Raw genomic sequence first — 11,495 nt, 5'->3', positions numbered from 1 at the left:
CCCGGGCGCCGATCCCTCCGACGGATCGTCCGAACCGCCTAGCCCGCCTGGGCGTAGTCGGTGAGGATGACGCCCGTGGCGAGCGACTCCTCGTACTCCGTCCTGGCCGTCTCCAACAGCCTGCGCCAGGACATCACCGTCGGCCTGCGGCGGAGAAGTGCCCGCCGCTCCCGCTCGGTCATTCCGCCCCAGACACCGAATTCCACTCGGTTGTCCAGGGCATCGGCCAGGCACTCCGTCCTGACCGGGCAGCCACTGCAGACCGCCTTCGCGCGGTTCTGCGCCGCCCCCTGTACGAACAACTCGTCCGGATCACTCGTGCGGCAGGAAGCCTGCGCACTCCAGTCGTCCACCCAGCCCATCCCGGCGCCGTCCTCTCCCGAATCGGGGCTCCCCCACGGCGGCAACGGCATATTCACCGTTGCCAGTTGAGGACGTTACGGAAGAACGCCAGGACGCAACAGCCCCTTCGGGCCCAATCTCAAATGACCCGATCGGACTATGGGTATCCGTCCACTCACCCGTTGGAGTGATCGCAGGTCGGAGGCCTTGTCAGACGCCATCCGACCACTCTCGTCACCCTCTGCCACACCGCCACCGACGGACCCGCCGGTAGACCGTCTGAAATTGGGTCAATTCGGGCAAAGCTCATCACTCACAAGAGTGATGACCATGAACAGAGCGAAGCTGTCGCAGTGTTGTGACAAGCGTAGGCGAACACCTGCCCCCTTGTACGGGAATCAGCGACGTAGTGTTCTCCCCATGGCACCTCAGCGACCCGCGGGATCTCCGCTTGACAAGGCCGGGCTCGGACTCAAGTTCCTGGGCATCAGCGTGCTGTCCGGTGTCCTGGTGGCCGGGATGGCGCTGCCCGCGATCGGCGCGCTCGGTCTGACCGCGAAGGACACCGCGGAGAGCTTCGACAACGTCCCCACGGACTTCAAGACGCCGACCCTCTCCCAGGCCTCGTACATCTACGACGCCGGCGGCGGCCTGATCGCCAAGGTCTTCGACCGCGACCGGACCATCCTCGCCAAGGAGCAGATGGCCCCGATCATGCGGCAGGCCCAGGTCGACATCGAGGACGCCCGCTTCTACGAGCACGGCGCCGTCGACCTCAAGGGCGTGGCCCGCGCCATCGGCAAGAACGCGGAGTCCGGCGAGGCCACCCAGGGCGCGTCCACGCTGACCCAGCAGTACGTGAAGAACGTCTTCGTCGAGCAGGCCGGCGACGACAAGGAAGCCTTCCTGCTCGCCACCCAGAAGAGCCTCGGCCGCAAGATCAAGGAACTGAAGATCGCGGTCAAGCTCGAGGAGGAACTGAGCAAGGACCAGATCCTCACCAACTACCTGAACATCACGTTCTACGGCCACCAGGCCTACGGAATCGAGTCGGCGGCCCAGCGCTACTTCTCCAAGAGCGCCAAGGACCTCACCATCCCCGAGGCCGCGATGCTGGCCGGCCTGGTGCAGAACCCCTCGGCCTACGACCCGGTGCTGCACCCCAAGGCGGCCCAGATCCGCCGCGACACGGTGATCAGCAAGCTGCTGGAGAACAAGCACATCAGCGCCGAGGAGGCCAAGGCGGCCACCGCCGCCCCGCTGGGCCTGAAGTACAAGGAGCCGCTGAACGGCTGCATCACCGCGCAGAACGGCATGGGCTTCTTCTGCGACTACGTCCGCCACGTGGTGAAGCAGGACCCGTCCTTCGGCAAGACCGCGACGGACCGTCAGAAGCTCTGGTCCCAGGGCGGTCTGAAGATCTACACCACCATCGACCCGAAGAACCAGGCCGCCGCCCACAAGGCGGTGACCACCAAGGTCTACCCGACCGACGACGTCTCGGCCGCGATGACCATGATCAAGCCCGGTACCGGCGAGATCCTGGCGATGGCCCAGACCCGCCCCTACGGCCTCGACGGCAACCAGAAGCAGACCGTGCTCAACCTCAACGTCGACGCGGCGATGGGCGGCGGCAACGGCTTCTCCCCCGGCTCGACCTTCAAGCCGATCATGGCCGCCGCGGCGATCGAGAACGGCACCCCGGTGACCCAGCAGTACCCGTCGGAGTACAAGATCCTGTACCCGTCGATGAACACCTGCAACGGCACCTGGAAGAACACCGACAAGCCCCCGGCCACCATCGAGAACGAGAGCAAGAGCGAGATCGGGCCCTACCAGCTCAAGGAGGCCATGGCGAAGTCGGTCAACACCTACTTCATCCAGATGGCCCAGGAGACCGGGCTCTGCGCCTTCAAGCAGATGGCCAACAAGCTCGGCATCAAGACGCTGGCCAGCGGCGCGGCCTTCCCCGAGGTGCCCTCCATGGTGCTCGGCGCCCGTGAGCTCAGCCCGCTCACGATGGCCGGCGTCTACGCCGCCTTCGCCGCCCGCGGCAAGTTCTGCACCCCGATCGCCATCAAGTCGGTGGTCAACAACGCCGGCACCCAGCTCCCGGTGCCGCAGCCGAACTGCACCCAGGCGATGAGCGAGACCACCGCCGACGCCATCAACACCCTGCTGCTCGGCGTGACCGAGAAGGGCACCGGCTCCTCCCTCGGCCTGGACGACGGCCGCCAGATCGCCGGCAAGACCGGTACCACCGACAACCGGTACGCGGCCTGGTTCAACGGCTACACCCCCGAACTGGCCACCGCCGTCTGGATGGGCGGCCCGACCACCTACGTCTCGATGAAGAACATCAAGATCGGTGGCAAGCGCTTCGACTCGGTCTACGGCGCCACCGGCCCCGGCCCGATCTGGCAGATGGCCATGAACGATGTCCTGATGGGCACCCCGCGCGGCACCTTCCAGACCGTCGACATCCCGGACCCGCAGCCCAAGACCGACCCCAACGCCACCAACCCCGCCACCCCGCCGGCCGGCGACGGCGGCCAGGGCAACGGCGGTCTGATCGGCGGCAACTTCACCTTCCCGCCCGGCATGATCGGCGGCGGGAACGGCGGCAACGGGAACGGCAACGGCTGGGGCAACGGCGGCCACCGCTGACCCCGCCCGGCTGACCCGACGTCAGAGGGCCACCCCCTTCCCGGGGGTGGCCCTCTCGCATCCCTCCGGCACCGGTTCTTCCGGCGCCGGCGTCGACCCGGTTACGGCTGGAGCGCGGCCTTCACGGCAGCGGCCACCCGGCCGCCCTCCGCCAGACCGTCCACCTTCGGCTTCACCAGCTTCATCACCGCACCCATGCCCTGCGGCCCGGTCGCCCCGCTGGCGGCCACCGCCTCGGCCACGATCGCGGTCAGCTCCTCGTCGCTCAGCTGCTTCGGCAGGTAGTGCGCCAGCACCTCGCCCTCGGCCCGCTCCTGCGCCGCCGACTCCGTACGGCCGGCCTGCTCGAAGGCCTCGGCCGCCTCCCGGCGCTTCTTCGCCTCGCGGGCGATCACCTTCAGCACCTCGGCGTCGTCGAGCTCGCGCTCGGTCTTGCCCGCCTTCTCCTCGGCCGTGACGGCGGAGAGGGTGAGCCGGATGGTGGACGTGCGGAGCTCGTCCCGGGCCTTGATCGCAGCCGTGAGGTCCTCCTGCAGCTGCTGCTTGAGCGTAGTCATGCAGCATTCCTACGCCGCCGCCGTCCGCCCGGCAAACCCATTCCCGCGCGACCGCCCGCCTCCGGCCCCCCACGACCCCCTCCCTCAGGCGCCCGAAAAATTCTTCCGAACCACCTGCAACCCCTCGGGGGGATGCACGTCTATCAGGGTGTGAGGGTGGCGAGGAGCCCCCGGCACACCAGGCGGACCGCCCGAGCGGACGCCCTGTCAGAAAACCGACCGTCACTTCCCGGGGGACAGCCATGACCACCACCGTTCGTACTCGCACCACTGTTGCCGCCGCCACCGTCCTGCTCGCCGTGGCCGCCCCGCTCACCCTCTCCACGGCCGCCTCCGCCGAGCCGGCCGGCACCGCCGGGGCGGTCGCCCTCTCCGTCGCCGCCCCCGAGGCGGTCGGCTTCGCCGGGCAGCCCGTCGAGTTCAGCGAGACGGTCACCAACCCGGGTGCGACCGAGCGGAAGCTGACCCTCTCCTTCTCCGCCGACGTCACCCTCGGCGCCCCGAACGACGCGCTGGTCATCGACTACAAGGACCAGGCCTCGGGCACCTGGAAGGCCGTCCCGCTCGCCTTCGCCCGCGGCATCTACTCCGGCACCCTGCCCACCGCCGTCACCGTCCCGGCCGGCGGCAAGAAGACCCTCGACCTGCGGATCGGCGCCCCGATGGGCCTGCCGCACCAGGGCGCCACCAACGGCGGCATCCCCTCGATCCCGCTGCACTCCGTGCTCACCGCCGAGGACTCCACCACCCCGCTCGCCGACGAGCTCCGCACCATCGCGCTCAAGACCCCGAAGCTCGGCCTCGGCACGGTCCCCTCCACCGCCGTCATCGGCGGAGCCCCGGTGGAGTTCGACGCCGTCCTGGTCAACGACACCCCCTCCGGCTACGTCAACCTGGCCAACGCCCTGACGGTCGCCCCGAAGGCCGTCGTCGAGGTCCGCCGGGCCGACGGCTCCTGGCAGCGGGTCACCCAGCTCAAGCACTGGGACGGGAACTCCTCCGCCGCCTACCTGGACGGCCGCGACTCCAGCCTCAAGGCCGGCGCCGACGCCACCCACCGCGTCCGGGTCTCCTACCCGGCCGGCTCCACTCCCGGCGACACCCGCATCGACCGCTGCTTGGTCGTCAACGAGCACCCGCAGCAGCCCCTCCTCGGCACCACCCACTGCGTCAAGGGCGCCACCGTGAAGCTCGTCACCGCCACCACCCCCTCGGCCACCCCGGCCCCGCCCGCCTCCGGCCACCCGTCCGCCACCGCCTCCCCCTCTGCTTCTGTCTCCGCCTCTGCTTCCGCCTCCACCTCCACCGACGGCCGCCTCGCCGAGACCGGCGCGGGCCGGACCACCACCTTCGCCGCCATCGGCGCCGCCCTGATCGCCCTCGGCGCCGGCGTCTTCCTGACGCTCCGTCGGCGCAGCTCCTGACCCCCTCCGCCGAGCACACCCCTCCCCGCGCAAGCCCCCGCCCACCCCCGACGTCCCCGGGCCGCCCTCCTGACCGAGGGTCAGCCCGGGGACGTTCTCGGTGCGATCAGCGGTCTGAGAGCATGGACCGATGCGACCGCTGTACTCCGTCCCGCTCGGAATCGCCGCCACCGGCGCCGCCTGCCTCGCCTACTCCGCCGGCTACGAGGTCCGCTCCTTCCGGCTCCGCCGGGTCGAGGTGCCCGTCCTGCCCGCCGGGGCCCGGCCGATCCGAGTGCTCCAGGTATCCGACATCCACATGGTCGACGGGCAGCGGAAGAAGCAGCGCTGGCTCCAGAGCCTCGCGGGCCTGCGCCCCGACCTGGTGGTCAACACCGGCGACAACCTCTCCGACCCGCTCGGCGTCCCCGCCACCCTCGACGCCCTCGGCCCCCTGCTCGACTTCCCCGGCGTCTACGTCTTCGGCTCCAACGACTACTACGGCCCCGCCCGGAAGAGCCCCACCCGCTACCTCAAGGCCCTGCGCACCGGCGTCCACGGCCTCAACAACCCCGACGGCTCGGGCCGCCGCGGCATCACCGGCGCCGTCCACAACCCGTGGACCGACCTCCGCGACGGCTTCGACGCCGCCGGCTGGCTCGACCTCACCAACACCCGCGGCCGCCTCAAGCTGGCCGGCCTCGACGTCGAGTTCACCGGCCTCGACGACCCCCACATCCGCCGCGACCGCTACAACGAGGTCGCCGGCGGCCCCTCCCCCGACGCCGACCTCTCCCTCGCCGTCGTGCACGCCCCCTACCTCCGCGTCCTCGACGCCTTCACCGCCGACCGCTACCCCCTGATCCTCGCGGGCCACACCCACGGCGGCCAGCTCTGCGTCCCCTTCTACGGCGCCCTGGTCACCAACTGCGACATCGACACCCGCCGGGTGAAGGGCCTCTCCGCCCACCGCGCCGGCGGCCACCAGTCCTACCTCCACGTCTCCGCAGGCTGCGGCACCAACCGCTACACCCCTGTCCGCTTCGCCTGCCCCCCCGAGGCCACCCTCCTCACCCTCACCCCCCGCCGCTGACCCCCAGCTCACGCCCCCGGGAAACCGGATTTCGCATCTCGGCGGACGTCCGATAGAGTTCTACTCGTTGCACCGGGGACGGAGAGCAACGAAGAAAGACCGGGGTGTGGCGCAGCTTGGTAGCGCGCTTCGTTCGGGACGAAGAGGCCGTGGGTTCAAATCCCGCCACCCCGACCCAGTGCAGATGCCCTGCCGGAGAGATCCGGCAGGGCATCTGTCGTTGTCGCGGGCGCGCTGACCGGGTGTCAGCAACGGGCGTGAACGGGGCTGTTCGGGCCTGGGATCATGATGGTGTGACGACGAATTCCGTGCAGGCGCCGCGGGCGCAGGGGCAGCCCGTGGTCGAGGTCGTGCAGGTGGGCGTGGCCGACGGGGATCGGCTCGCCGTCGTCGTGCGGTGCCTGGCGCCTACGCGGCTGGGGGCGCGGTTCCACCTCGCCGGTTCGGACGGCCGGGGGGTCGTTGTCGTCGTGGCGGAGATCCGCCGCTACCCGCAGGTGACGGTGGACGAGGTGTACCCGCCGCACGGTGCCCGTCTCGTGCTCACCGGTGCCGGCGCGGGCGGGCTCCGCGTCGAACCCGGGGACGTTCTCCGGGGATCTGGCCCCGAAGTCTGAACGGTTGGGCACGGGCAGGGCACCTGTCGTGGTGCGGGTGACCGTCCGTCGGGGACGGGTCGGGTGGGTGGCGGTCAGATCTTGTCCCAGGTGTAGGCGGACCAGAGGGCGCCGCCCTCGCCCGGGCTTCCCTCGGCCTTGTAGAGGACGAAGTTGCCGTCCTCCTGGAGGAGGGCGTAGGTGCCGGGGTTGTTGCAGGTGCCGGCGGCCCCGGAGCGCGTGGACGTCCCGTCGGCCCACTCGGGCGGCGGGACGTGCACGACTCTCGTCGCTGGTCACTGTAATCGTGTGGGACGGGTGTGACGCACGGGGTTCTGCTGTGAAGACGACGGGCCGTCAGTTCTCCTGTGGGCGGTGGCCCGGGAGGAGGAGGGCGGGGACGAGGGCGAGGGCCAGCAGGAGGGCGGCCGCGGTGTAGGCGGTGCGGAATCCGGTGGTGGTGAGGAGGGTGGAGACGAGGGCGGTGCCGACGGCGGCCCAGAGTTGGGAGTTGATGCTGAGGGCGGTGCCGGCGGCGGCCAGGCGTTCGGCGGGGAGGCCCCGGGAGGCGGTGGTCATGGTGGGCATCAGGACGGTTCCGGCGCCGGCGCCCATCAGCATGGCGGTGGCGACCAGCCGCCAGACCGGGACGGTGGGGTCGCCGATCTGGACGGCGGTCAGGGCCATGCCGAGGGCGCCGACGGCGACGCCGGCCGGGACCAGGCGGCGTGGTGGGGTGCGGTCGATCCGGCGGGCGGCCACCTGCATGGCGAGGCCGACGGTGAGGCCGACGGGGGCGCCGAGCAGGCCCGCCGCGGTGGTGGAGAGGCCGCGGGCCTGCTGCCAGTAGACCGGGCCGAGCAGCATCGAGCCGAAGTAGCCGCTGACGAAGAGGGCCAGGGTGAGGACGGAGACCGCGAAGGTGCGGTCGCGGAGCAGCCGCAGGTCGAGCAGGGGCTGACGGGCGGTCAGGGCGTGCCGGACGAAGGCGGCGATCAGGGCGGCCCCGGCGAGGGCCGGGAGGAGCGCGCCGGGGGTGGTGAGGTCGCCGCGTTCGCCGCCCAGGGTGAGGCCGTAGAGGAGCAGGGCCAGGCCGGGCGAGAGGGTGAGCAGGCCGGGGAGGTCGAGCCGGGGAGGGGCGGCCGCGGAAGGGCCGGACGACGGTGTGTCCGGGCGGAGGAGGAGGGCGGCCAGGGTCAGGGCCACGGCGCCGACCGGCAGGTTGACCAGGAAGATCCAGCGCCAGTCCGCGACGTCCAGCAGCCAGCCGCCGAGGGCGGGCCCGAGCACCGGGCCGATCAGGACGGGCAGTCCGAAGAGGGCCATGGCGCGGCCGAGCCGGCTGCGGTCGGCGGCCCGCATCACCATCGTCATGCCGACCGGCATCAGCAGGCCGCCGCCGAGGCCCTGGACGGCGCGGAAGGCGATCAGGCTGCCCGCGCTCCAGGCGCAGGCGGCGAGCAGGGAGCCGAGGGTGAACAGGGCCAGGGCGGTCAGGTAGGTGCGTTTGGCGCCGATCCGGCCCATCGCCCAGGCGGCGGTGGGGACGACGGCGGCGAGCGACAGGCTGTAGGCGGTGGTGGTCCACTGGACGGTCTCCAGCGGGGCGGCCAGGGCGGTGGTGAGGCTGCGCAGGGCGACGTTGACGATGGTGACGTCGAGCACCGACATGACCGAGCCGGTGACGACCACCAGGAGGGTGCGGTTGAGCACCGAGGCGGCGGTGGACGGTGGGAGGGCGGCGGGCGCGGTGGCGGCCGGCGAAAGGGCGGAGGACATGACGCCGCCTCAGCCCTGGTAGGGGTGGGCGGCCCGGGCGGTGCGCAGGGCGCTTCCCCACCAGGCGAGTTGGCCGAGCATGCCCTTGGCGGCGCCCTCCGCGACGGCGGGGTCGCGCGGGGCGCCGTCGGGGCCGAGGCCGGACCAGGGGCCGTGCAGGCTGACCGTGTCGCGGACCGTGACGGCATGCAACTCGGCCAGGACCAGCCGGAGTTGTTCGACGGCGCGCAGGCCGCCGCCGAGGCCGCCGTAGGAGACGAAGCCGACCGGCTTGGCGTGCCAGGGGCCCGTGTGCCAGTCGAGGAGGTTCTTCAGGGCGGCCGGGAAGCTGTGGTTGTACTCGGGGGTGACGATCACGAAGGCGTCGGCGGCGGCGAGGCGGGGTGTGACCTCGGCCAGTGCGGCGGCCGCCTCGGGGGACGGTTCGCCGCCCCAGCCCGGCATCACCAGCGGCAGGTCGACCTCGGCCAGGTCGATCACGTCGAACACCGCGCCGCCCTGGCGGGCGGCCACCCCGAGGAACCAGTCGGTGACGGCGGGCCCGTGGCGGCCCTCGCGGACGCTGGCGGTGATCACGGCGATGCGGAGCGGCTCCTCCGCCGCGGGGGTGGTGGTGCCGGACGGGTGAACTGCGGTGGCGGACATGGGTGTTCCCCTCCCCACGGGCTGCCCGGTGCGGCCCGACATCGAGTAAAGTACAACGAGCGTTGTAAAAATGACAACGGTCGTTGTACCTAGGTCGGAAGCACGAGGAAGGACGGGCATGGCGGGCAGCAGCAGCAACGACGCCCTGGTGGCGCGGGCACGGGAGACGGTGTCGCCGCGCCGGCTGGAGAAGCAGATGGCGATGGCGAGCGCCGCCTGCACCGTGTTCGGCCGCGAGGGCTACGCCAGGGCCTCGGTGGACGCGCTCGCGGCCGCCGCCGCGGTCTCCACCCGGACGCTCTACAACCACTTCCCCGGCGGCAAGGCCCAGCTCTTCGAGACCGTCATCCGGTGGACCGCGAACCAGGTCAAGGACGCCCAACTGGGGCGACTGGCCGCCCTGTTGGACCCCGCCCGGCCGCCCCGGCCGGAGGACCTGGAGCGCGACCTGACGGCCGTGGCCCGGGCCTTCGTCGAGCTGATGGCCGACTACCCGGACCACTTCGCACTGGTCCGGCACATCCACGCCGAGGCCGACCACGTACCGGCGGAGGTCCTGGCCGCCTGGCAGGAGGCCGGGCCCGCACCGGTCGGCCGCGCCCTGGCCGAGGCGCTCACCGGTCTGGCCTCGGCGGGCCTGCTCGACCTGCACGGCGATCCGGGGCTGGCCGCCACCCACTTCATGGCGCTCGGCTCGCAGCCGATCGTGCACCTCTCCCACTACGGCGTCCTGCCACTGCCCCCCGAGCGGATCGACCACCTGGTCACCGGCGGCGTCGCCGCCTTCCTCCGCGCCTACCGCGCCGACCGGTAGCAGGGAAGCCCCTAGGCTGGCGCGACCGCAGGCAGCGGCAACCGGGAGACGAGGGGTACGGGCATGGCGGAGGCACTGATCACCGGGGTGGGCGGGCTCGAACCGCAGGTGGACCCGGGGGCGTACGTGGCACCGAACGCGGTGGTGGTCGGGGCCGTGACGGTGGGGGCGGGGGCGAGCGTCTGGTACGGGGCGGTGCTGCGCGGGGACGCCGAGAGCATCACCGTCGGCCCCGACACCAACATCCAGGACAACTGCACCGTGCACGCCGACCCGGGCTTCCCGGCGGTGCTCGGGGCACGGATCTCGGTCGGCCACAACGCGGTGCTGCACGGCTGCGTGGTGGAGGACGACGTCCTGGTCGGGATGAACTCCACCGTGCTCAACGGCGCCCGCATCGGCACCGGTTCGCTGATCGCCGCCGGGGCCGTGGTGCCGCAGGGCATGCAGGTCCCGCCCGGCTCCCTGGTGGCCGGGGTGCCCGCCAAGGTGAAGCGCGCCCTGACCGAGGAGGAGAAGGCCGGCATCAAGGCCAACGGCGAGGGCTACCTGCTGCTCGCCGCCGCCCACGCGGAGATCGGCCGCGCCTGATCCGGCGTCAGCCAGGCGTCAGCCAGGTGCCGGCCGGGTGTCGGCCGAGGTGGCTGCCACGGGCGCGTCGGCCCGGAGGTGGTCCGCCAGGAGGGCGCGGAGCCGGGCCGGGGTGAGGGGGCCGGTGGCGAGGGTGGCCGCGAGGACGGGGAGGAGGTTGGGGGGCAGGGTGCGCGGGTCGCCGATGAGGACGGACTCGTCGGGGAAGGTGAGCAGGACGAGGGGGGCACCGTCGTCGAGCTCGGCGTGGTACCAGCTGACCCTGTTCATCTGACCCCCTTCCCGGTGGCGGTGGGCGTGTTCGGCCGAGGCAGAATCGAACGTACAACCGATTATGGGGGCTGGGGAGAAGCGCGCGGAACCGCATTACCGCACGGGTCTGACAGTCGAGGGCGTAGAGCGGCCCGGATCAGGCCCCGGCCGGGCCCCCGGGGTTCGAACGGCGGGCCACGAAGGCCTCCACCACCGCGCGGACCTTGGGCAGGTCGGCCGGGTCGAGCTCGGCGAGGTGGGCCACGATGGCGCGGGCGTCGGCGGGCAGCCCGGTGAGCTCGGTGGTGTCGTAGTCGAGGTACTGGGCGGCGGCGGCCCGTTGGACCCGGGCCAGCGGGAGGCCGAGGCCGGTGGCGAGGGCGCGCAGGACCTGGGGCTCGGGGGCGCGGACCACCTCGTTGCGCACCAGCTTGTGCAGCCAGGTGGTGCCGGGGCGGTAGCCGGTGGCCGGGTCGACGGTGGCCTCGGTGAAGCGGCGGAAGGTCATGCCCGGGCGGTCGAGCGCCTCGCGGACCAGCACCGAGAGCGCCTCGTCGGCGCCGCCGGTCGTCGTCGCAGGCATCTGGTGCTCTCTCCCTCGCGGCCACCGGCCCCGCTCTGGGGCGCGGACATCGACCCGGACCGTCGCCCGGTCGGCCGGCGCGCGGACAGCCGCGTTCGCGACCGAGGCTAACAGCGCCAACCGCCCGATGCTGCCACTTCCCGCGGCCCCCGGACCAGCCCGTTTCGCGCCGC

The 11,495-nt window shown here is 72.1% G+C and carries 13 protein-coding genes and 1 tRNA gene; 7 read left to right on the top strand and 7 right to left on the bottom strand.

The window, feature by feature from the left end; genetic code table 11:
- Window positions 1–38 precede the first annotated feature (38 nt).
- A complete protein-coding gene (locus tag ACIA8O_RS11765; protein WP_345286967.1) occupies window positions 39–362 on the bottom strand; it encodes a WhiB family transcriptional regulator in 324 nt (107 codons plus the stop codon).
- Between the two features lie 400 nt (window positions 363–762).
- Between ACIA8O_RS11765 and ACIA8O_RS11760 the strand changes: the two genes are divergently transcribed.
- On the top strand, window positions 763–3,009 hold the full coding sequence (locus ACIA8O_RS11760; protein WP_396293491.1) for a transglycosylase domain-containing protein: 2,247 nt from the start codon (window positions 763–765) through the stop codon (window positions 3,007–3,009).
- A gap of 101 nt (window positions 3,010–3,110) precedes the next feature.
- On the opposite strand, the gene ACIA8O_RS11755 is transcribed toward ACIA8O_RS11760, so the two are convergent.
- Window positions 3,111–3,566, bottom strand: coding sequence for a GatB/YqeY domain-containing protein (locus tag ACIA8O_RS11755; protein ID WP_396293490.1), 456 nt, complete (start codon window positions 3,564–3,566; stop codon window positions 3,111–3,113).
- A gap of 242 nt (window positions 3,567–3,808) precedes the next feature.
- Between ACIA8O_RS11755 and ACIA8O_RS11750 the strand changes: the two genes are divergently transcribed.
- The 4 genes from ACIA8O_RS11750 (at window position 3,809) to ACIA8O_RS11735 (ending at window position 6,679) form a co-directional block, all read left to right on the top strand.
- Window positions 3,809–4,990, top strand: coding sequence for an LPXTG cell wall anchor domain-containing protein (locus tag ACIA8O_RS11750; protein WP_396293489.1), 1,182 nt, complete (start codon window positions 3,809–3,811; stop codon window positions 4,988–4,990).
- Window positions 4,991–5,120: 130 nt separating this feature from the next.
- Window positions 5,121–6,062: a metallophosphoesterase gene (locus ACIA8O_RS11745; protein ID WP_396293488.1), complete on the top strand. Its 942-nt coding sequence runs from the start codon at window positions 5,121–5,123 to the stop codon at window positions 6,060–6,062.
- 100 nt (window positions 6,063–6,162) lie between these two features.
- Window positions 6,163–6,236, top strand: a tRNA-Pro gene (locus ACIA8O_RS11740).
- A 164-nt stretch (window positions 6,237–6,400) separates the two neighbouring features.
- The gene (locus ACIA8O_RS11735) at window positions 6,401–6,679 is read left to right on the top strand and encodes a hypothetical protein (protein WP_396293487.1); all 279 of its coding nucleotides are present in this window, start codon (window positions 6,401–6,403) and stop codon (window positions 6,677–6,679) included.
- A 74-nt stretch (window positions 6,680–6,753) separates the two neighbouring features.
- On the opposite strand, the gene ACIA8O_RS11730 is transcribed toward ACIA8O_RS11735, so the two are convergent.
- The 3 genes from ACIA8O_RS11730 to ACIA8O_RS11720 form a co-directional block, all read right to left on the bottom strand.
- Complete coding sequence (locus ACIA8O_RS11730; protein WP_396293486.1) at window positions 6,754–6,939, bottom strand: hypothetical protein; 186 nt, start codon at window positions 6,937–6,939, stop codon at window positions 6,754–6,756.
- A gap of 76 nt (window positions 6,940–7,015) precedes the next feature.
- On the bottom strand, window positions 7,016–8,437 hold the full coding sequence (locus ACIA8O_RS11725) for a DHA2 family efflux MFS transporter permease subunit (RefSeq protein WP_396293485.1): 1,422 nt from the start codon (window positions 8,435–8,437) through the stop codon (window positions 7,016–7,018).
- A gap of 9 nt (window positions 8,438–8,446) precedes the next feature.
- A complete protein-coding gene (locus tag ACIA8O_RS11720; RefSeq protein WP_396293484.1) occupies window positions 8,447–9,082 on the bottom strand; it encodes an NADPH-dependent FMN reductase in 636 nt (211 codons plus the stop codon).
- 118 nt (window positions 9,083–9,200) lie between these two features.
- Between ACIA8O_RS11720 and ACIA8O_RS11715 the strand changes: the two genes are divergently transcribed.
- Both ACIA8O_RS11715 and ACIA8O_RS11710 read left to right on the top strand, forming a co-directional pair.
- Window positions 9,201–9,896: a TetR/AcrR family transcriptional regulator gene (locus ACIA8O_RS11715; RefSeq protein ID WP_396293483.1), complete on the top strand. Its 696-nt coding sequence runs from the start codon at window positions 9,201–9,203 to the stop codon at window positions 9,894–9,896.
- Window positions 9,897–9,959: 63 nt separating this feature from the next.
- Complete coding sequence (locus ACIA8O_RS11710; protein ID WP_396293482.1) at window positions 9,960–10,487, top strand: gamma carbonic anhydrase family protein; 528 nt, start codon at window positions 9,960–9,962, stop codon at window positions 10,485–10,487.
- A gap of 18 nt (window positions 10,488–10,505) precedes the next feature.
- Here ACIA8O_RS11710 and ACIA8O_RS11705 read toward each other — a convergent pair whose 3' ends face one another.
- Window positions 10,506–10,757 (bottom strand): hypothetical protein, encoded by a 252-nt coding sequence (locus ACIA8O_RS11705; protein WP_396293481.1) that lies wholly within the window; start codon window positions 10,755–10,757, stop codon window positions 10,506–10,508.
- A gap of 139 nt (window positions 10,758–10,896) precedes the next feature.
- Complete coding sequence (locus tag ACIA8O_RS11700; protein WP_396293480.1) at window positions 10,897–11,322, bottom strand: hypothetical protein; 426 nt, start codon at window positions 11,320–11,322, stop codon at window positions 10,897–10,899.
- Between the last annotated feature and the right edge of the window lie 173 nt (window positions 11,323–11,495).

Origin of the sequence: Kitasatospora sp. NPDC051853 (assembly GCF_044452665.1) — a bacterium.
GTDB lineage: Bacteria > Actinomycetota > Actinomycetes > Streptomycetales > Streptomycetaceae > Kitasatospora.
The sequence above is the reverse complement of the archived record's forward strand: the minus strand, read 5'-3'. Positions and strand labels throughout refer to the sequence as shown.

Bases quoted from the DNA above. Each gene is read 5' to 3' on its own strand.
- ACIA8O_RS11765 (WP_345286967.1), bottom strand. From the start codon at position 362: ATGGGCTGGGTGGACGACTGGAGTGCGCAGGCTTCCTGCCGCACGAGT.
- ACIA8O_RS11715 (WP_396293483.1), top strand. From the start codon at position 9,201: ATGGCGGGCAGCAGCAGCAACGACGCCCTGGTGGCGCGGGCACGGGAG.
- ACIA8O_RS11720 (WP_396293484.1), bottom strand. From the start codon at position 9,082: ATGTCCGCCACCGCAGTTCACCCGTCCGGCACCACCACCCCCGCGGCG.
- ACIA8O_RS11725 (WP_396293485.1), bottom strand. From the start codon at position 8,437: ATGTCCTCCGCCCTTTCGCCGGCCGCCACCGCGCCCGCCGCCCTCCCA.
- ACIA8O_RS11750 (WP_396293489.1), top strand. From the start codon at position 3,809: ATGACCACCACCGTTCGTACTCGCACCACTGTTGCCGCCGCCACCGTC.
- ACIA8O_RS11755 (WP_396293490.1), bottom strand. From the start codon at position 3,566: ATGACTACGCTCAAGCAGCAGCTGCAGGAGGACCTCACGGCTGCGATC.
- ACIA8O_RS11705 (WP_396293481.1), bottom strand. From the start codon at position 10,757: ATGAACAGGGTCAGCTGGTACCACGCCGAGCTCGACGACGGTGCCCCC.
- ACIA8O_RS11745 (WP_396293488.1), top strand. From the start codon at position 5,121: ATGCGACCGCTGTACTCCGTCCCGCTCGGAATCGCCGCCACCGGCGCC.
- ACIA8O_RS11700 (WP_396293480.1), bottom strand. From the start codon at position 11,322: ATGCCTGCGACGACGACCGGCGGCGCCGACGAGGCGCTCTCGGTGCTG.
- ACIA8O_RS11760 (WP_396293491.1), top strand. From the start codon at position 763: ATGGCACCTCAGCGACCCGCGGGATCTCCGCTTGACAAGGCCGGGCTC.
- ACIA8O_RS11710 (WP_396293482.1), top strand. From the start codon at position 9,960: ATGGCGGAGGCACTGATCACCGGGGTGGGCGGGCTCGAACCGCAGGTG.